This is a genomic window from Mangrovimonas sp. sgz306409, assembly GCF_059735265.1.
The window spans coordinates 208,583-229,893 of record NZ_JCAPEU010000004.1 but is presented as its reverse complement, the minus strand read 5'-3'; the positions used below and the strand labels follow the sequence as shown (position 1 = coordinate 229,893).

Below are 21,311 nucleotides of genomic sequence, written 5' to 3'. Positions count from 1 at the left end.
TTGTTTACACTATTTTATTAATGTCAAATATAGCAATTACAAGTTGCAAGAAATAAAAAAACCTCACAAATTGTTGTGAGGTTTTTAAACAGTGAGTTGTCGTTATTACAACTTAACTTCTTCTGGTTTTTCGTAATTGAATAGGTAATCGATGTCCATTTCCTGCACTTCTCCCAATTTGGACAGGGCTTTAAAATCGATGTCTTTTTTGTTACCAATTACCATAACGTTATAGTTTTCTCCTTTGATGTTTTCGTTGAAGAACTTACGTAAATCCTCCATAGTCATGGTTTGGATAGAATTGTATATTTCCTCTCTGTTATCATAATCGATGCCTCTTTTCTTCAAACGCTCATAATTCCAGAAAATGCTGGATTTGGTGATACGATCAGCAGCTATTTTCTTTAAGGCAGCTTCTTTTGCCGCATTAAATTGCTCTTCTGCTTCTGGCATGTTGGTCATCAATTCCATCATGGCATCTACAGCTTGTGGCATTTTGTTGGCTTGAGTCCCAATGTAAGCTCTTACATAGTTGGACTTGTCTTTTTCAGAAGCATCGCTGTAATTTGCCCAAGCCGAGTAAGCCAAAGACTTAGATTCTCTTATTTCTTGGAAAACAATAGAAGACAATCCACTTCCAAAATATGAATTGAACAATGTTGAAGCCGCCATGTTTTCTGGCTTGAAAGGTGCTCCTTTTGCTAAGAATAACATTTCAGATTGTACCATATCAAAATCAACAAAGTATACGTTTCCTCCTGTTTCTTGTTCGATATAGGTAGTTTCTTCAGGGTAATCCTTCAATTCGGAAGGAATGGTATGATAGCTGTTAAGTGCCGCTACTGCTGCATCCACATCTTTCCCGTAGTAGAAAATACGTTGGTTAAAGTTTCTCAAATCTTTTACCAATTCCACCAATTCATTAGGATCTTGAGCTTTCAACTCCTCGGCCTGCATGATGTTTCTTAAACGGGAGTTTTCTCCATATTTTCCGTAGTTCATCAAGCCGTTTTGAAGGATATTCCCTTTTTGGGTTTTACCATCTTCTCTTCCCTTAAGGATTTTATCCACATACTTGTCGTAAGATTCTTGGTCAGCTACCGCATTGCTCCATAAATTTTCCAACAACTCCAATCCTTTAGGTAGGTTTTCTTTCAAACCGCTCAATCCCACATAAGATTTGTCATAACCAGTACTCACATAGTAATTGATTCCCAACTTATAGAACTCCTTTTTAAGGTCTTCTGCAGAATAGGTGTCAGTTCCCAAATATTCCAAATATCCAACGGCTAATCCTAGTTTTTTATCATTGTCGCTCCCCATATCAAAAATGATGTTTAGGTTGAATAAATCGTTCAATTCATTCTCGATGTAGGACACTTTTAGGCCATTTGAAGTAGACACTTCTTTTATAGCTTTATTATAATCCACGAACAAAGGCTGCAATGGCTGTGGCTCGATTTTGTTGAAGTTGATTAAATATTCAGAGCTCTTGTCTCTGTTAAGGTTTACAGGTGTAATTCCTGGGTTCTCAACCTTTACAATAGAGCTATCTTCACCTTGACGCTTATAGGTCACTACATAATTGTCTTTATAAAACTGATTGGCGAAGTCTACAACTTGTTGTTTAGTGTAGCCTTTTAAATCCTCCAAGAATTTCACTTTATCTTGCCAATTTTCATGGTGAATAAAGGCATTGTAGTACATAGAGGCCAAAGCAGTACTGTTTTCGTATTGTTGTGTCTGATTTAACTTAAGGTCGTTTACAACAGCATCGATCATCCAATCTTCAAACTCTCCTTTTTTTAATTTTTCAATTTGCGCCAATAGCAACTCTTTCACTTCATCCAAAGATTGCCCTGCCTTTGGACTACCGTTGAACACATGGTATCCATAGTCATTCAAGAAGGTTGGGCTACAACCGGCATATTGTACAACTTGTTGTTGGTTCAGGTTTAAGTCGATAAGACCTGCGTTTCCGTTGGCTAAAATCATATCACATAAAGTGACTAATTTCTCTTCTTCAGTATTCACTCCTTTTGAACGGAAAGCAATTGAAATACTCTCAGATTGTGGCCCGAATACCTCTTTTACCACAGGTGCAGCAATAGGCTCTTCTTTTGGCAATTCTGGGTGTACGACTTCCTTACGCTCCATTTTACCAAAAGTTTCATTTACTTTTTTAATTGTAGCATCAAAATCCAAATCTCCAACCAACACTACCGCCATATTGTTAGGCACATAGTATTTATTGAAATAATTGTGGATATCTACCATGGAAGGATTTTTTAAGTGCTCTCCTGTACCGATAGTTGTTTGTTGTCCGTATGGGTGGTTTGGAAACAGACCATCCAACATAGCGAAATAAGATTTTCTAAAATCGCTATCCTGGCCTCTGTTGAATTCTTCAAACACAGCTTCCAATTCCGTGTGAAACAAACGTAGAACCAATTGGCTAAAACGCTCACTTTCTAAGGCTAACCACTTATCCAATTCATTGGCAGGAATCATGTTTTTATAAACAGTTTCTTCAAACCAAGTATGTGCATTGGTTCCCGTAGCCCCTAAAGAACTTACCATTTTGTCATACTCGTTAGCAACACAATAGTTGGAAGCTTCCAAAGAAACTTCGTCTATCTTTTTATAGATTTCCTTTTTCTTTTCAGGATCGGTTTCTGCTCTGTGTTGTTCGTATAAATCGGAAATTTGCTCCAAATACACTTTCTCCTTCTCCCAGTCTAAGGAACTTATTTGGTCGGTACCTTTAAATACCATGTGCTCCAAATAGTGTGCGAGACCAGTAGATTCTTTTGGGTCATAATTAGACCCGGCTCTTACAGCAATATAAGTTTGGATTTTAGGCTCGTCGTTGTTTTTACTTAAATAAACCTTTAGCCCATTTTCCAAAGTGTAAAGTCGTAAACCTGTTGGGTCATTAGCTACGGTTTCATAGGTTAAACCGCTAGGGTCACTGTGGGTTTCGATGGCATAAGCCACTTCTGATTCCTTGTCCGTCTTACAGCTATACGCCAGCAGAAAGAAGACCAAAAGGTAAAGAGGATTAAATTTTCTCATGCTTTTGATTTGATTAGTATTGGTGATATAAAAAAAAAAAAATTCCGTTGACTAAAATAAGCCAACGGAATGATAACGAGTTTGTTTTATATTTATTTTAACAGTTTTTATGCTAAAACTTCGGCTACTTTTTTACCAATTTCTGCCGGTGAATCCACAACATGGATGCCACATTCTCTCATGATTTTCTTTTTAGCCTGCGCCGTATCATCGCTTCCCCCAACAATGGCACCAGCGTGACCCATAGTACGTCCAGCAGGAGCAGTTTCTCCAGCAATGAATCCTACAACAGGTTTTTTGCTTCCACTAGCTTTGTACCAGTTTGCAGCATCTGCTTCCAATTGCCCTCCAATTTCACCAATCATTACAACGGCTTCAGTTTCTGGATCATTGATCAAAAGTTCAACAGCTTCCTTTGTAGTAGTTCCTATAATTGGATCTCCTCCAATACCAATTGCAGTAGTAATTCCTAAACCTTGTTTTACAACTTGGTCAGCTGCTTCATAAGTCAACGTTCCAGATTTAGAAACGATACCAACTTTTCCTTTTTTGAATACAAAACCTGGCATGATACCAACTTTTGCCTCACCTGGAGTGATGATTCCTGGACAGTTAGGTCCTATTAATCTACAATCTTTATCTTTAATATAATCTGCAGCCAAAATCATGTCTGCAACAGGAATTCCTTCAGTAATTGTAATGATCACTTTAATCCCGGCATCAGCGGCTTCCATAATGGCGTCTGCTGCAAATGCTGGTGGAACGAAAATGATGGTAGTATCTGCTCCTACTTCCTTAACAGCCTCTGCAACTGTATTGAAAACAGGCTTGTCCAAGTGTGTTTGACCACCTTTTCCTGGAGTTACACCTCCTACTACATTTGTTCCATATTCAATCATTTGTCCTGCGTGAAAAGTACCTTCACTACCGGTAAACCCTTGAACAATGATTTTTGAATCTTTATTTACTAAAACACTCATTTATATTTAGTTTTTTATTTTTAATTAAGTTCGAACAAAAGTAAACTTTTAACACCTATTTAAAAGTTTTTTTAAAGTTTTATTTCCAAAAATGATTTAAGACTAGGATGGCTTTCATCGGCCAATTGGCTTATCTCGTGGCCTCTGTAAAGTTTGCCATCTTTCAGCTCCCAAATAGTTATGAAATGAGCCATAGGCTCTTCCTCATCGGGAGATTCAATTGGATGGACATACATGGTATAACGAATGGTTATGAAGTTACCATCTTGAAGCATATGGCTGACTTGATTTCTTGCCGAAGCGTAGGCTTTACCAAAGTTTTTAAACAACAAGACAATGTCCGAATAGTTTAACTGCTTAAAACCAGTACTGCTATTCCAGTTTAACTGACAGTCTTCATGAAAAAATTCCGAAGGATTAAAGGCTTCGTTCCCGAAATCTGAATTATAAAAACTAGTTACAAATTCTTTTGGTGTCATTGCTTTATGTTTTTGATGTCGTCCAAAATTTTAGGTATTTGCTTGATCATGGCCATTTCCTTCAACTTTTGTCTGGATTCTTCCGCAGGATAGCCAAAATAGGTTTTATGCCCTTCTAACGATTTGCTTACCCCAGATTGCGCTAAGATTACCGCCTTCTCACCTATGGTGATACCACTAGTGCTTCCAACTTGTCCCCAAATGGTTACTTCATCCTCAATGACCACACATCCGGCAATACCCGCTTGGGAGGCAATCAAACATTTTTTACCAACAACTGTATCATGACCAATTTGAATCTGGTTATCCAATTTGGAGCCTTCGCCAATGATGGTATCGCCAGTTACGCCGCGGTCAATAGTACAGGCAGCGCCGATATCTACATTGTCCTTGATTACTACACGACCTCCAGATAGCAATTGATCAAAACCTTCCGGACGTTTTTTGTAGTAAAAGGCATTGGCTCCCAATACCGTTCCCGCATGAATGGTTACATTATTACCAATCACAGCATCATCATAAATACTTACATTGGAATGAATAATACAGTTGTCACCAATAGTTACATTGTTCCCAATAAAGCAGTTGGGTTGAATAATAGTATTCTCTCCTATTTTAGCTGTTGGAGCAATGGCAACATTGGAAGCTAGGAAAGGCTTAAAATGATGGGTCAATTTGTTGAAATCTCTAAATGGATCGTCACTTACTAAAAGTGCTTTTCCTTCAGGACATTCCACTTCTTTGTTGATTAGGACAGTGGTAGCGGCCGAGTTCAGCGCCTTGTCATAATATTTTGGATGGTCCACAAACACAATATCCCCTGGTTCTACAACATGAATTTCATTCATCCCCAGAACTGGAAAATCGTCTGAACCAACAAAATCACAGCCAATCAAGGCTGCGATTTCTTTAAGCTTGTATGTTTTTGGAAATTTCAATGAAAGCTATTCTTTAATACGCTCTTTGTAAGTTCCTTTTTCAGTCTCAATTTTAATCTTGTCACCTTCGTTGATAAACAAAGGTACATTGATTTCCGCACCAGTTTCTACAGTTGCAGGCTTAGTCGCGTTTGTCGCTGTGTTTCCTTTAACACCTGGTTCTGTATGGGTAACTTCCAAGATAACACTAGCAGGCATTTCTACTGACAATGGCATGTTATCTTCAGCGTTGATGATTACCGTTACTACTTCTCCTTCTTTCATTAAATCAGGTCTATCCAAAGCACCTTCATTCAATTGAATTTGTGTATAATCCTCTGTATTCATGAAGTGGTAGTACTCACCATCGTTGTATAAAAATTGAAATTTGTGTGTTTCAACACGTACATCTTCAATTTTGTGTCCAGCAGAAAACGTATTGTCCAACACTTTTCCTGAAGTTACACTTTTCATTTTGGTTCTCACGAAAGCTGGACCTTTACCTGGTTTTACGTGTAAAAACTCAATGATTTTATATATATCGTTATTATATCTGATACATAATCCGTTTCTGATATCTGATGTAGTTGCCATAAATTTAATTTGATTTAAAATATCCTTTCATTATTCCTCGCTGAGAATCCTTAATAAATTGAAGTATCTCATCTCGTTCTGGAGTCGCCTCCATCTCTGCTTCGATGATTTCTGCAGCTTGTGTGTTATTGTAATTTTTTTGATATAAAATTCGGTAGATGTCCTGTACCTCCCTAATTTTTTCTGTTGAAAACCCTCTGCGTCTCAATCCTACAGAGTTGATTCCAACATAAGAAAGAGGCTCCCTTGCAGCTTTTACAAACGGAGGCACATCTTTTCTTACCAAAGATCCTCCGGTTACGAAGGCATGGTTACCAATAGAACAAAATTGGTGTACTGCAGTCATTCCTGCCAACACCACGTAATCTCCAACCGTAATATGACCTGCCAAAGTAGAGTTGTTGGAGAAGATACAGTTGTCTCCCACGATACAGTCGTGGGCAATGTGGCAATATGCCATGATCAAACAGTTGTTTCCAACTACCGTTTTCATTCTATCTGAAGTCCCTCTGTTGATGGTTACACATTCTCTAATGGTAACATTATCACCAATAATGGTAAGGGTATCTTCATCTTTATATTTCAAATCCTGAGGAACCGCAGAAATTACGGCACCTGGGAAAATATTACAGTTTTTGCCAATTCTAGCACCTTCCATAATGGTTACATTACTGCCAATCCAAGTTCCTTCTCCAATAGTAACATTGTTATGGATGGTCGCAAAAGGCTCAATAACCACATTTTTGGCTATTTTGGCGCCAGGATGCACATATGCTAAAGGTTGGTTCATTTTATGATTTTTATTGTTTTAAAATCCATTTTCCAATTGAGTTTTCAATCTAGATTTTAGATTATTTAATCTTCGAAATTTGTGCCATCAATTCAGCTTCGGCACATAGTTTACCGTTTGCATAGGCATATCCCTGCATATGGCAGATGCCTCTTCTGATAGGTGTGATCAAGTCACATTTAAAAATAAGCGTATCCCCTGGCACTACTTTGTGTTTGAATTTCACTTTATCAATCTTCATGAAATATGTCAAGTAGTTTTCTGGGTCTGGTACGGTGCTTAAGACCAAAATACCTCCCGTTTGTGCCATAGCCTCTACAATTAGAACTCCTGGCATTACTGGTGCTCCTGGGAAATGTCCGGCAAAGAACGGCTCGTTCATAGTCACGTTTTTCATACCGACCACGCAGCTATCAGACAATTCAAAGATTTTATCAATCAACAAAAATGGTTGTCTATGTGGCAACATGGCCATAATTTGGTTGACATCCATTAAAGGTGTTTGATTTAAATCTATAGTAGGAACGTTATTTCGTCTTTCGTTCTTTATGAGTTTAGACATTTGCTTAGCAAACTGAGTGTTTACAAAGTGTCCAGGCTTATTGGCGATGATTTTTCCTTTAATATGAGTACCTACCAAAGCCAAATCCCCTATTACATCCAAAAGCTTATGTCTTGCGGCTTCGTTTGGATGGTTCAAGGTTAAATTATTCAAGATGCCGTTAGGCTTGATGGTAAGATCATCTTTATCGAAGGCTACTTTTAACTTTTCCAATGTTTGTGGAGACAATTCCTTGTCAACATATACAATGGCGTTGTTCAAATCCCCGCCTTTGATTAAACCATGGTCCAAAAGCATTTCCAATTCATGCAAAAAGCTGAATGTACGACAATCGGATATTTCTTCTTTAAAATCGGAAATATGGTTGAGGGTTGCATTTTGAGTTCCCAATACTTTGGTTCCAAAATCAACCATAGTAGTCACTTGGTACTCCTTTGCAGGCATTACGATAATTTCACTACCAGATTCTTCATCGGTGTACGAAACAATCTCAGTAACTACGTATTCTTCTCTAAAATCGTCCTGTTCTACAATGCCCGCTTTTTCCAAAGCTTCTATAAAGTACTTAGAAGAACCGTCCATAATTGGTGGTTCTGAGGCGTTCAATTCAATAGTGACATTGTCCAAGTCCAAGCCTACCAAAGCCGCCAATACGTGCTCTGAAGTTTGGATTTTAACTCCATTTTTCTCTAGACAGGTCCCTCTTTGTGTATTCGTAACGTAAGTAACGTCAGCTTCAATAACCGGATTTCCTTCCAAGTCTACTCTTTCAAACGTAAACCCATTGTTTACTGGAGCAGGTTTAAACGTAAGGGTTACATCCTTGCCCGTGTGCAATCCAACACCTGTTAAAGACACTTCTTTTTCTATGGTCTTTTGTCTAATGTCTGTTTTAATTATTGCCATTTACCTTTTTTTCGATTTCGTTTATATCTTTTACAATCTTTGGAAGATTTTTAAAGTGCACATAGGATTTGTTATACTCACCGTAGCCTAATGCTGGAGATCCCTGAAGCACTTCATTATCCTTAATATTTCTTCCAATTCCAGATTGTGCCTGTATTTTAACGTTATTTCCAATGCTTAAATGGCCTGCAATTCCTACCTGTCCTCCAATCTGACAATTTTGGCCTATTTTGGTAGATCCTGCAACTCCGGTTTGAGCTGCAATCACTGTATTTTTTCCAACTTCAACGTTATGGGCAATTTGGATTTGGTTGTCCAGCTTTACCCCTTTTCTAATTATTGTAGAGCCTAAAGTTGCTCTGTCAATAGTGGTTGTAGCTCCAATATCTACGTAATCTTCAATGATTACATTTCCTATTTGAGGAACTTTGGAATATTCACCATTTTCATTAGGTGCAAATCCAAAACCATCGGCGCCAATAATGGCCCCTGAATTTATCACACAATGACTGCCAATCACGCAGTCTGAATACACCTTTGCTCCTGCAAATACGATCGTGTTATCTCCAATAGTTACATTGTCTCCAATATAAGCACTTGGATAGATCTTCACATTATCTCCAATCTTAACATTTTCACCAAGATAGGAAAAAGCACCTACATAAATATTTTCACCATATTTAGCCGTTTCCGATACAAAAGATGGTTGTTCAATACCGCTTTTGTTTAATTTAATATGATTGTAATATTCCAACAACTTAGAGAACGATTTGTAGGCATCCTCTACTTTAATCAAAGTCGTATTGATAGGTTCATCCACAACAAAATTATGGTTAACAATTGTTATGGATGCCTGTGTTGAATAAATATAAGGTTTGTATTTTGGATTCGCCAAAAAGGTAAGGGAACCTTGCGTTCCTTCCTCTATTTTAGAGAGTTTATAGACCTCTACGTCTGGATTTCCAACGACGTCTCCCTCTAAAATTTCTGCTATTTGTATTGCTGTAAATTTCATCAGTGGCAAAAATAGAAAAAATGTATCACATTTTATCTTTAGGATAACATATATAATATTTAGTCACGGGTTTGGACAGTGCTTTAATATGGAATTGACCACTAGCCTTTCCTATTTTTACAATTTTGCCAGTTTTCTTTAAAATTTGAATAGGTTGATACTTATGATTGTAGGCTTGATTGGAAATATCTCCAGCAAACACAAAATATGAGGCCTCATATTCTGAAATTCCATACATGTCCCTCAAGACCTGTAATTGCTTTTCAATCTCGTCTTGTTTAACTTTTTTCTCTTTCAACTTTATTTTCAGGAGGCTTCTATTAATGATCATACTGCTTAAATTACTCAACACAAAGTCATCATGATATTGCCATTCCTTCATTGCTGAGATAATGTCGTTATCATCCAACCTAGAAAACAATTCCAAATCCTCTTCACTAAAATTTTCAACGGTTACTTCACGTTCCAAGAAATAAGAAAGAGGTTTGCTAGCGTTCAAATAAATTCCAGAACTAGTAAGTTCCTTAGCCCGCTTCAATACACGAGTTAACAATTGCTCAGCCACCAATCCTGTTTTATGTAAATATACCTGCCAATACATGAACCTACGGGCAATCAAAAACTTCTCTACACTGTAAATGGCCTTCTCCTCTACCACCAATTGATCATTCACCACGTTAAACATGGTAATTAAGCGCTCACTATTCACATTACCTTCCGCAACACCTGTATAAAAACTGTCTCGTTTAAGGTAATCTGAACGATCCATATCCAATTGGCTCGAAATTAATTGGCACATGAATTGACGGTGGTAATTTCCTTTGAAAATGTTTAGAGCAAGCGTTAAACTTCCGTTAAATTCTTCATTCAGACGCTCCATAAATAAGAGAGAAATGGCCTCGTGGGAAACTCCATTTACAATACTATGTTCCATGGCATGCGAAAATGGCCCGTGGCCAATATCGTGTAATAGAATGGCAATATACAACGCATTTTCTTCCTCTTCGGAAATCTCAACGCCTTTAAACCTTAGTACATTCAAGGCTTTTTGCATTAAATGCATACACCCAATAGCGTGATGGAATCGTGTATGGTGTGCCCCTGGATATACTAAATAGGACATCCCCATTTGTGTAATTCTTCTTAGGCGCTGAAAATACTTGTGTTCAATCAAATCAAAAATCAACGAATTGGGAATAGTAATAAATCCGTAAATTGGGTCGTTAAATATTTTGAGTTTGTTTACCTTATTTTCCAAACTTGAGCTATTACATTAATTTAAACAAATATACATGAACCAAGTATGAAGAATATAAAATTACCGTATTTTATCGTATTTATAATAAAAAAAAGAATCTGTCGGTGGAATGTCGGGATGATTACTTATACACAATTGCTTTTTTACCACTTAAACAACACAGAATCAGCCACTTAAATCTGTTAATAAACACATAAACAAAATATGAACCAAATAAATATTCTTTGGGTTGATGATGAAATCGACTTACTTAAGCCTCACATACTATTTTTAGAGAAAAAACAATATAATGTAACCACTTGCCAAAGTGGTACGGAAGCTCTTGAGGTCATCAATAACTCAAATTTTGACATCGTTTTTCTTGATGAAAACATGCCAGGGCTTACAGGTTTGGAAACTTTAACAGAGATAAAGGAAAAACGGGCAAATCTTCCTGTGGTAATGATTACAAAGAGTGAAGAGGAATATATTATGGAGGAAGCGATTGGTAGTAAAATTGCCGATTATTTAATAAAACCCGTGAACCCGAATCAAATATTACTGAGTTTAAAGAAGAATTTGGACCATTCGCGATTAATATCTGAAAAGACCACTTCCAATTACCAACAAGAGTTTCGCAAGATTGCCATGGATTTAACCATGGTAAACAGTTTTGAAGAATGGGAAGATCTTTACCAAAAACTACTTTACTGGGAGCTACAGTTAGAGGATATTGAAGATGTGGGAATGACTGAAATATTGGAATCTCAAAAGAATGAAGCTAACCTACAATTTGGCAAATTTGTAGAAAAGAATTACGCTTCTTGGTTTAACGATGTTGAAGATGCTCCGGTTATGTCGCATAGACTATTTAAGGAAAAAGTAGTCCCAGAACTGAGCAAAGAGCAGCCCACGTTATTGGTGGTTATTGACAATTTACGTTATGACCAATGGAAATCCTTCGAGCCATTTGTAAGCAATTATTATAAAAAAGCTTCAGAGGAGCCGTATTTCAGCATTCTACCAACAGCTACACAATATGCAAGGAATGCTATCTTCTCTGGATTAATGCCCGGTGATATGGAAAAATTGCATCCAGATCTATGGAAAAATGACACTGACGAAGGTGGTAAAAATTTGCATGAAGAAGAATTTTTGGAACATCAGTTGAAACGATTGGGGCTTAGAGACCTAAAATTCGAATATCACAAAATCACAAATCTTAAATCCGGAAAAAAACTGGTCGATAATTTTAAGGCTTTAAAAAATAATGATCTTACGGTAGTGGTCTATAATTTTGTAGACATGCTCTCCCACTCCAAAACGGAAATGGAAGTAGTAAAAGAATTGGCATCAAACGACAAAGCCTACAGATCATTAACACAAAGTTGGTTTAAAAACTCGCCACTTTTGGAAATGATCCAGCAAGCTCAGCTTTTAGGATTTAAATTAATATTGACCACAGATCATGGCACTATTAATGTCAAAAACCCTTCAAAAGTTATTGGTGATAGAGATACAAGCTTGAATTTAAGATACAAAACAGGTAGAAGTTTGACTTATGAAAACAAGGATGTTTACGCAATTAAAGATCCTAAATCGGTTAATCTACCTTCTATAAATATGACTAGTTCTTTCATTTTTGCTAAGGGAGATGCGTTTTTGGCGTATCCAAATAATTATAATCATTACGTAAGTTATTACCGTAACACCTATCAACATGGGGGAATTTCATTGGAAGAAATGATTATCCCATTTGTGGTTCTACAGCCAAAATAATCCATGTAATACAAAAATATCCGACGAAATACTTGTTTTTTTAGGAATTTCATATTTTTATTCCTATTATTGTAATTATAATTATTTAATACATATTGATTGGAAATCGCCTACCAAATACATGATATTGAAAACGTTGCTAATAAGGTTTTAAATGAAATCAACTCAAAAACCATTTTGTTTTATGGTGACATGGGTGTTGGAAAAACAACTTTAATAAAAGCTTTGGTAAAGGCTTTAGGCAGCAACGATACAGTGAGTAGTCCTACATTTTCAATTGTTAATGAATACAAACTTGAAAAAGGCAGTATCTATCATTTCGACTTTTACAGAATAGAAGATGAAGAAGAAGCTCTTAATTTTGGTTTGGAAGAATACCTATTCAGTGATGAATGGCTTTTGATGGAATGGCCTGAAAAAATTCCATCATTATTGCCAGAAGAAGCCGTTTGTATAGAAATTGTAACTGATGAAAATGGCCAGAGAACTTTGAAATTAACACAAAACATAAAACTAACTGGACAAGACAACATGAAGCCTCAAAATTTTTTGTAAAAATTTAAGTGTTTTCCCACCTTGCCATCGCTAAAGACTACGGAAAAACCGTAACATACTCGGGATTTATAAAAAAGATTTTAACATTTCTTTAACAGTTTTTGTAAGCTGTTACGTATAAATTTGAATCAAATTAATTAATTAAATCCCTTGAAATTATGAAAACTAAAAAGTATGTATTAGCGATTGCTATTTTTGGTGGAGTGTTGTTTGCAGCTCAGGCTACAAATTTAATCGACCTAAATGATCAAATTAAAACTGAAATCGAGAAGAAACCAAGACCACTTATTCCTAACGGATAAGAAAGTTACAAGAAGGGTAATTTCAGGAAGCATTATAGCTACTATTATTGCTTTAACGCCCTTTTTATATTCTTTACATGAAAGTGTTCCACAAACAAAAGTGTGGAACACTTTTTTATTTACATATGACAGTAATTTTTGGGAAGATGCTGAATACGCCATGTGGGTTTTCACTAGTAAATTAATCCCTCTTCTTTTGCTTTTAATTTGGTTTTTTACTTGTAAACATTGGTGGTACCATTCTTTATTAGTTCCAATAATAATGTACATCTTTCAAATAATAGTAACCTATAGTACAGAAACTAGATTTATGGACGAATTTCAGTTTATTTATATGCTGCCTGTTATGGCTATTGTCATTCCTTCCATTTATTTAATTAGAGCTAGGATGTTTGACAAAATTAATGAAGCTGATAAAACCATGCAGGAATTGGAAGATGAATTTAAGATTAGTGCTCCTAAAAATTTTAAGGAAAGACTGAAAGATTACTTTTAGTACTAAATCCAATTTTATATCAAAAATTTATTTGTAATTTGAGTTTTTAATTTGACTTAAATGAGCAAACCCTTATCTCCTTTTACAAAGGCACAGCTTTTACCCCTAGAAGAGACTTTAGAAGTATACAAAAAGAAAGGTGAACTTTTCATAGGAATTCCCAAAGAAACCCATTTTCAAGAAAAAAGGGTATGTCTAACACCAGATGCCGTTTCGGCCTTAGTTTCAAATGGCCATAAAGTAATGGTGGAATCTGGCGCTGGGGAAGGAGCCAATTTTAGAGACAAAAGTTATAGTGATGCAGGCGCTGAAGTTACCAGAGATACCGCAAAAGTTTTTGCAAATCCTATTATTTTAAAGGTAGAACCACCTTCTCTTGATGAGATTAAGCTCATCAATCCCCACACATTACTTATTTCAGCATTACAGCTTAAAACACAACAAAAGAAATATTTTGAAGCTCTAGCAGCCAAACGAATTACAGCTCTGGCTTTTGAATTTATTAAAGACGAAGATGGTGCGTACCCCGTTGTAAGATCCCTAAGTGAAATTGCCGGAACCGCTTCTATTTTAATTGCTTCAGAATTGTTGTCTAATATTAATGGAGGAAATGGTTTGATGTTTGGTAACATCACTGGAGTACCTCCTACAGAAGTAGTGATTATTGGAGCTGGTACAGTGGGTGAATTTGCGGCACGTTCAGCGATTGGTTTGGGGGCAAACGTTAAGATGTTCGACAACTCCATTTCCAAGCTAAGAAATGTCCAATTTAACTTGGGCCAAACAATTTATACATCTACAATTCAACCCAAAAATCTTATAAAGGCCTTAAAACGATGTGATATTGCTATTGGTGCTGTAAGAGGATCGAATAGAGCACCCGTAATTGTTACTGAAGATATGGTGAGCTGTATGAAGTCTGGCTCCGTAATTATTGATGTGAGCATTGATATGGGCGGTTGTTTTGAGACTAGTGAAGTCACCAATCACGACAAGCCCACTTTTGATTACAATGGAGTCACTCATTATTGTGTTCCAAATATTCCCGCACGCTATTCTAGATCGGCTTCTGTGACCATAAGTAACATCTTTACACCTTATTTATTGCAGATAGGTGAAGATGGAGGCATTGAAGATGCCATCAGATATGATCGCGGTTTAAAAAATGGGTTGTATTTTTACCACGGAATTCTAACTAATAAATCTGTTGCAGATTGGTTCAGTTTGAGTTACAGTGATGTAAATCTTCTAATTTTTTAAATATTATATGAAATTAATACAACGTATTGGATACTACTTAGGTGGTTTTTCCATTGGATTAATATTTTTAGCCTTTTTCCTTCGGGGAAAAAACACTTCTTGTGATTATGGGCCCAATGCCCGAACTATAAAAAATATAGCACTAAAAAAGAAAGTCTATTCTAAGGAAGCATTGGCAACTATGCAATTACATGATTTGGATACAACTGCTGTTTCTAACCTTATATGGTCTGGAAATGTGAATTTCTCGAAGAGCAACACGAAGCCTGAAGATTGTAAAACTTACGTGATTGAGAATTCTTTGGAAAGCAAAGAAGTTGTTATCGATGTTGAAAATTGCGATTCTCTGGCTACAATAGTTTTGTTGCATTTTAAATAGTCTTTTCTATTTAAAACTAAAGTCATTATATAAAATAAAAAAGCGCGACAATTACGTCGCGCTTTTTTTATACTCTTTTCAAGTTATAACTTTTAATTGAAAACGGTTTTCTTGGTGATTATCTCATTACCATTACAAACTACTTTGATGATAAATGCTCCATTTTTGAAAGTTGATGTATCAACCTCTAAACTGAAATCTTCACCTTCCAAAAGTTGATTTAGATCAATTTGATACACTAAATTCCCTTGCATGTCATAGATAGCAATACTTTGAACACTTTGATATCCCGATAAATTTAATGTCAATATATCAGAATGTTTATCAAAATAGAAGCTAAACTCACCAATGGTAATCTCAGGTCCAACAATCGCACTACAATCAGTAACATTGATGGTAACGGAAGCTTGATCCTCGTCCAATTCATTATAAACAGTTACGGTATATTCTGTAGCTTCTTCAGGAGAAACGGTGATACTTTGCGTTGTTTCGCCTGTACTCCAAAGGTACTCATCACCTCCAGAAGCTGTTAATACAACACTCTCGCCTAAACACACTTCCAAACTTTCAGCTACTATTTCAGCAGAAACTGGCTCAATAACTTTTACAGTTACTTGTTGAGTAGCCTCACATCCATTCACAAATCCAGTTACTTCATAAACTGTAGTCACACCAGGACTTACGGCAATATTTGGTTCGGTAGCACCATTGCTCCAAATGTAGTTACTTGCCCCTGTTACAGATAAGGTTACATAATCTCCTAAAAGAATAGTGACTACTTCACCATTTGTTATACTTACACTTGGAAGCGGATTTACAGTAACAATTACATCATCACTATCCTGGCTATCTCCAACAAAAGCAGTTACCGAATAAGTTGTAGTTGCTTCTGGGCTTACAGTGATACTGGCGGTAGTCTCACCTGTGTTCCATAGGTAAGTATCACCTCCGGTAGCAGTCAATGTCACTGTACTTCCCTGACAGATGGTTTGGTCCTCGCCGGCATTGGCATCAACGATTACAGTAGTGCCCTCCTCAACGGTTACGGTCACTATATCGGTAGCCTCACATCCGTTTACAAATCCAGTCACTTCATAAGTGGTGGTTACAGCTGGGCTTACAGTGATTGTAGCGGCTGTAGCTCCCGTATTCCATACATAAGTGTTTCCTCCGGTTGCGGTAAGCGTTACGCTCTCCCCTTCGGTAATAGTTACGTTGGCTCCCGCATCCACTACAGGCAATTCGTTTACGGTTACGGTAACTTCGTCCGTTCCTTCATTCTCTCCTATATAAGCGGTTACCGAATAAGTTGTGGTTGCTTCTGGATTTACAGTGATGCTAGCAGTAGTTTCACCTGTGTTCCATAGGTAGGTGTCACCTCCTGTTGCTGTCAATGTTACGTTACTTCCCTCACAGATGGTTTGGTCCTCGCCTGCATTGGCATTAACGATTACAATGGTATCCTCCTCAACGGTTACGGTCACCGTATCGGTAGCCTCACATCCGTTTACGAATCCAGTCACTTCATAAGTGGTGGTTACAGCAGGGCTTACAGTGATTGTAGCGGCGGTAGCTCCCGTATTCCATACATAAGTGTTTCCTCCGGTTGCAGTAAGCGTTACGCTCTCCCCTTCGGTAATAGTTACGTTGGTGCCTGCATCCACTGTAGGCAATTCATTTACGATTACTGTTACTTCGTCCGTTCCTTCATTCTCTCCTATATAAGCGGTTACCGAATAAGTTGTAGTTGCTTCTGGGCTCACGGTGATGCTAGCGGTAGTCTCACCTGTGTTCCATAAGTAAGTGTCACCTCCTGTTGCAGTCAGTATCACGTTGCTTCCCTGGCAGATGGTTTGGTCCTCGCCTGCATTGACATTAACGATTACAGTGGTATCCTCCTCAACGGTTACGGTCACCGTATCGGTAGCCTCACATCCGTTTACAAATCCAGTCACTTCATAAGTGGTGGTTACAGCAGGGCTTACAGTGATTGTAGCGGCTGTAGCTCCCGTATTCCATACATAAGTGTTTCCTCCGGTTGCGGTAAGCGTTACACTCTCCCCTTCGGTGATTGTTACATTGGCTCCCGCATCCACTACAGGCAATTCGTTTACAGTTACGGTAACGTCGTCCGTTCCTTCATTTTCTCCTATATAAGCGGTTACCGAATAAGTTGTAGTTCCTTCTGGACTTACAGTGATGCTAGCGGTAGTCTCACCTGTGTTCCATAAGTAAGTGTCACCTCCTGTTGCAGTCAGTATCACGTTGCTTCCCTGGCAGATGGTTTGGTCCTCGCCTGCATTGGCATTAACGATTACAATGGTATCCTCTTCAACGGTTACGGTCACCGTATCGGTAGCCTCACATCCGTTTACGAATCCAGTCACTTCATAAGTAGTGGTTACAGCAGGGCTTACAGTGATTGTAGCGGCTGTAGCTCCCGTATTCCATAAATAAGTGTTTCCTCCGGTTGCAGTAAGCGTTACGCTCTCCCCTTCGGTGATTGTTACATTGGTGCCTGCATCCACTGTAGGCAATTCGTTTACAGTTACGGTAACGTCGTCCGTTCCTTCATTTTCTCCTATATAAGCGGTTACCGAATAAGTTGTAGTTGCTTCTGGGCTCACGGTGATGCTAGCGGTAGTCTCACCTGTGTTCCATAGATAAGTGTCACCTCCGGTAGCAGTCAATGTCACTGTACTTCCCTGACAGATAGTTTGATCCTCACCTGCATTGGCATTAACGATTACAGTATTATCCTCTTCAACGGTTACGGTCACCGTATCGGTAGCCTCACACCCGTTTACAAATCCAGTCACTTCATAAGTCGTGGTTACAGCAGGGCTTACAGTAATTGTAGTCGATGTAGCTCCCGTATTCCATACATAAGTGTTTCCTCCGGTTGCAGTAAGCGTTACGCTCTCCCCTTCGGTGATGGTTACATTGGTTCCTGCATCCACTGTAGGCAATTCATTTACGGTTACGGTTACTTCGTCCGTTCCTTCATTTTCTCCTATATAAGCGGTAACCGAATAAGTTGTAGTTGCTTCTGGGCTCACGGTGATACTAGCATTAGTCTCCCCTGTGCTCCATAGATAAGTATCACCTCCAGTAGCAGTCAATGTCACTGTACTTCCCTGACAGATGGTTTGGTCCTCGCCGGCATTGGCATTAACGATTACAGTAGTGTCCTCTTCAACGGTTACGGTCACCGTATCGGTAGCCTCACATCCGTTTACAAATCCAGTCACTTCATAAGTCGTGGTTACAGCTGGGCTTACAGTGATTGTAGCGGCTGTAGCTCCCGTATTCCATACATAAGTGTTTCCTCCGGTTGCAGTAAGCGTTACGCTCTCCCCTTCGGTAATAGTTACGTTGGTGCCTGCATCCACTGTAGGCAATTCGGTTACGGTTACGGTTACTTGATCTGTAGCAGCACAAGAATTAGATGTTACTTCAACTGAATATGTGGTTGTAGAATTAGGACTTACAGTAATACTTTGGGATGTTGCTCCTGTATTCCACAGATAACTTCCTCCACCAGAAGCAGTCAAGGTTATTGATTCGCCCTGACAGATGCTTACATCATTTCCTGCATCTGCAGTTGGCAGTGCATTTACTGTTACGGTTACTTGGTCAGTGTCAGAGTTACTTCCTGTACTACTATAAGCAGTCACCGTATAAGTTGTAGTCTCTTCCGGAGATACTGTAATACTCTCTGTAGTTGCTCCATTGCTCCATTCATAAGTACTTCCTCCTGTAGCTGTAAGAGTTACAGATTCACCTTGACAAATTTCCTGATTTTGGCCAGCGTCGGCGATTACGCTGTTATCTACCAAAAAAACTGTGACAGTATCTGTGGTTTCACAACCATTACTATACCCTGTAACTTCATATGTTGTTGTTTGTGCAGGACTCACTGTTATACTTTGAGTAGTAGCGCCTGTACTCCAACTATAGGTGTTAGCACCTGAAGCTGTAAGAGTCACACTTTCTCCATACCCGATAGTAACATCATTTCCAGCATTAACTTGTGATAATTCATTTACTGTTACAGTGACTTCATCTGAGTCCGAACAAGAATTAGAGGTTACTTCAACAGAATATGTAGTTGTTGAGTTAGGGCTTACCGTAATACTTTGAGTAGTTGCTCCAGTATTCCAGAGGTAACTACTTCCTCCAGTAGCACTAAGAGTTACACTGTTTCCTTGACAGATACTTACGTCATTCCCCGCATTTGCAGTTGGTAGTGCATTTACCGTAACTGTTACTTCATCTGTGTCAGAGTTACTTCCTGTGCTGCTATAAGCCGTTACTGTATAAGTTGTGGTTTCCTCTGGAGATACTTCAATACTTGCAGTAGTTTCTCCGTTACTCCATTCATATGTCGCACCTCCAGTAGCAGTTAAGGTAACTGTTTCCCCTTCACAAATTGTTTGATCTTCTCCTGCATTGGCGGTAATGGTTTCATTACCGTTTCCCAAGGTCATTCCGTTTAAGTAATACTCTAAATTTGTATAGCCGTCCGCCTGAACAATGTTTCTATCAGATGCATCGTTAGGATTTAAACCATTTGCAATTTCCCACGAGTTTGGCATTCCGTCGTTATCAGAATCAATCGGAGCTGTACCGTTAGCTATTGATGGATAAACTCCAGAAGAAGCCAAAGTACCATTTCCCGCATTATATTGATTTATAATTCTTGTATCAACAGCATCCCTACTTGGTAAATTTGCACCAACAGTTTGTAATATTTGCCCCTCTAAACTGCTTGCACCTACTGCCTCAATTCCTGTAGAGCTAAACGGTGAAGACTCCAAATATGCATTCAATGCTGTATTATTTTGAGAAGCTCCTTGAGCTAAAATATTTCCGTTGATGTAGGCATAGGTTTGCGAAGCATCACCAGCCCCACTACTTGTTCCTTCCACGGCCGCTCCACTAGACATTGAAACTTGACTTGACTTTTTATATTTATTATTTAGAACAGTGAATTTTGCTCCTAAACTAGGCATGGTTGCATATCGAAATCCGTAGATCAAATTGTTGACCATTTCAAAATCCATAGTTCCTGAAACAGGATAGTTTGTTCTAATATTTCTCTCGCTATTGTGAGCAAAGAGATTTTTATAGAATGATAGATTGTAAGTATTTGCACTTCCTAAAACTCCATATCCAGATTCAGAAATAATTGAGTTCTGAAGAGTTACTTTACGAACAACTCCACTACCAACACCTCGAATGTTAAAGTTCTCATCATCTCCCCAACTAATAGAGCAATGATCAAAGATGACATTTTCAACAGTATTTCCGCTCCAAGCTGTTATACTAACAGAATCTGTTCCAGACCCTGCGCTTGGCCCAGATCTAAAACGAATATGCCTCACTATGATATTGGATGCTTCAAATTGGACCATCCCTCCTTTAATAAGAATTCCACCTCCTGGAGCAGTTTGCCCTGCAATAGTCAAATTACCACTTGTAACATAAATATTTGAATTTAAGGTGATAGTCCCCCCTACTTCAAAAACAACAGTTCTCGTCCCTGAGGCCGTAAGAGCAGCCCTTAAACTTCCAGATCCACTGTCATTTAAATTGGTTACTTTAATAACGGTTCCACCTCTACCTCCAGAGGCATATTTTCCAAATCCTTCAGCAGAAGGAAATGCAATTTGTTGAGAAAAGGAAAAAAATGAAAAGAAAAATAGGAAAGAAAAAGATAAAAAATTTACAAAAAGTTTGTGCGTACCATGTCCATGGCAGTTAAAATTTGGGGTCTTCATATGCTATTAATTTTTGGGGCGTACTTAGTGTACAGTCATTAAATGTAATTATATTAAAAAAACGGTTAACAGTAAATTATATTCGACAATATGCTATAGCAAGAACGTTTATTCTTACAATTTATCAAAAAAACATAAAACTTCCTACTTAGCAGATCACCTCTGCTAAAGAAAGGCTTGCAATATTATCTATTTAATTACG

General features: G+C 38.0%; 16 protein-coding genes. 6 read left to right on the top strand and 10 right to left on the bottom strand.

The genetic code is table 11. The features are described 5' to 3' along the window. Positions 1-105 precede the first annotated feature (105 nt). The 9 genes from AC6I5C_RS08915 to AC6I5C_RS08875 all read right to left on the bottom strand — a co-directional run bounded on the left by AC6I5C_RS08915 (position 106) and on the right by AC6I5C_RS08875 (position 10,576). A complete protein-coding gene (locus tag AC6I5C_RS08915) occupies positions 106-3,075 on the bottom strand; it encodes a M16 family metallopeptidase (RefSeq protein WP_497904847.1) in 2,970 nt (989 codons plus the stop codon). Positions 3,076-3,182: 107 nt separating this feature from the next. Beyond that, on the bottom strand, positions 3,183-4,055 hold the full coding sequence (gene sucD / locus AC6I5C_RS08910) for a succinate--CoA ligase subunit alpha (protein WP_053977874.1): 873 nt from the start codon (positions 4,053-4,055) through the stop codon (positions 3,183-3,185). 71 nt (positions 4,056-4,126) lie between these two features. Beyond that, entirely contained in the window at positions 4,127-4,534 is a 408-nt protein-coding gene (locus AC6I5C_RS08905) for a nuclear transport factor 2 family protein (RefSeq protein ID WP_497904846.1), read from the bottom strand. Next, positions 4,531-5,472, bottom strand: coding sequence for a UDP-3-O-(3-hydroxymyristoyl)glucosamine N-acyltransferase (gene lpxD / locus AC6I5C_RS08900; protein WP_497904845.1), 942 nt, complete (start codon positions 5,470-5,472; stop codon positions 4,531-4,533). The genes AC6I5C_RS08905 and lpxD (AC6I5C_RS08900) overlap by 4 nt, the downstream gene beginning before the upstream one ends. Before the next feature lie 6 nt (positions 5,473-5,478). Continuing rightward, positions 5,479-6,045 (bottom strand): elongation factor P, encoded by a 567-nt coding sequence (efp, locus tag AC6I5C_RS08895; protein WP_076663786.1) that lies wholly within the window; start codon positions 6,043-6,045, stop codon positions 5,479-5,481. A gap of 4 nt (positions 6,046-6,049) precedes the next feature. Next, complete coding sequence (gene lpxA / locus AC6I5C_RS08890; RefSeq protein ID WP_053977878.1) at positions 6,050-6,835, bottom strand: acyl-ACP--UDP-N-acetylglucosamine O-acyltransferase; 786 nt, start codon at positions 6,833-6,835, stop codon at positions 6,050-6,052. A 61-nt stretch (positions 6,836-6,896) separates the two neighbouring features. Next, entirely contained in the window at positions 6,897-8,303 is a 1,407-nt protein-coding gene (locus AC6I5C_RS08885) for a bifunctional UDP-3-O-[3-hydroxymyristoyl] N-acetylglucosamine deacetylase/3-hydroxyacyl-ACP dehydratase (RefSeq protein WP_053977879.1), read from the bottom strand. After that, the gene (gene lpxD, locus AC6I5C_RS08880; protein WP_497904844.1) at positions 8,290-9,318 is read right to left on the bottom strand and encodes a UDP-3-O-(3-hydroxymyristoyl)glucosamine N-acyltransferase; all 1,029 of its coding nucleotides are present in this window, start codon (positions 9,316-9,318) and stop codon (positions 8,290-8,292) included. Before lpxD (AC6I5C_RS08880) ends, AC6I5C_RS08885 begins: the two co-directional genes overlap by 14 nt. Positions 9,319-9,343: 25 nt before the next feature. Further along, positions 9,344-10,576, bottom strand: a complete 1,233-nt coding sequence (locus tag AC6I5C_RS08875; RefSeq protein WP_497904843.1) for an HD domain-containing protein — start codon at positions 10,574-10,576, stop codon at positions 9,344-9,346. Positions 10,577-10,780: 204 nt separating this feature from the next. On the opposite strand from AC6I5C_RS08875, the gene porX reads away from it, so the two are divergent. The 6 genes from porX (at position 10,781) to AC6I5C_RS08845 (ending at position 15,326) form a co-directional block, all read left to right on the top strand. Continuing rightward, a complete protein-coding gene (gene porX, locus AC6I5C_RS08870) occupies positions 10,781-12,334 on the top strand; it encodes a T9SS response regulator signal transducer PorX (protein WP_497904842.1) in 1,554 nt (517 codons plus the stop codon). Positions 12,335-12,433: 99 nt separating this feature from the next. Then, positions 12,434-12,889, top strand: coding sequence for a tRNA (adenosine(37)-N6)-threonylcarbamoyltransferase complex ATPase subunit type 1 TsaE (gene tsaE / locus AC6I5C_RS08865; protein WP_497904841.1), 456 nt, complete (start codon positions 12,434-12,436; stop codon positions 12,887-12,889). A 158-nt stretch (positions 12,890-13,047) separates the two neighbouring features. Then, on the top strand, positions 13,048-13,191 hold the full coding sequence (locus tag AC6I5C_RS08860; protein WP_497904840.1) for a hypothetical protein: 144 nt from the start codon (positions 13,048-13,050) through the stop codon (positions 13,189-13,191). 262 nt (positions 13,192-13,453) lie between these two features. Further along, positions 13,454-13,687: a hypothetical protein gene (locus tag AC6I5C_RS08855; protein ID WP_497904839.1), complete on the top strand. Its 234-nt coding sequence runs from the start codon at positions 13,454-13,456 to the stop codon at positions 13,685-13,687. A gap of 60 nt (positions 13,688-13,747) precedes the next feature. Next, on the top strand, positions 13,748-14,947 hold the full coding sequence (locus tag AC6I5C_RS08850; RefSeq protein WP_053977885.1) for an alanine dehydrogenase: 1,200 nt from the start codon (positions 13,748-13,750) through the stop codon (positions 14,945-14,947). A gap of 7 nt (positions 14,948-14,954) precedes the next feature. After that, positions 14,955-15,326, top strand: a complete 372-nt coding sequence (locus AC6I5C_RS08845) for a hypothetical protein (protein WP_497904838.1) — start codon at positions 14,955-14,957, stop codon at positions 15,324-15,326. Positions 15,327-15,418: 92 nt separating this feature from the next. Here AC6I5C_RS08845 and AC6I5C_RS08840 read toward each other — a convergent pair whose 3' ends face one another. Then, positions 15,419-21,109 carry a T9SS type A sorting domain-containing protein gene (locus tag AC6I5C_RS08840; RefSeq protein ID WP_497904837.1) on the bottom strand — a complete coding sequence of 1,897 codons (5,691 nt, stop codon included), beginning with the start codon at positions 21,107-21,109 and terminating at the stop codon, positions 15,419-15,421. Positions 21,110-21,311: the final 202 nt, after the last annotated feature.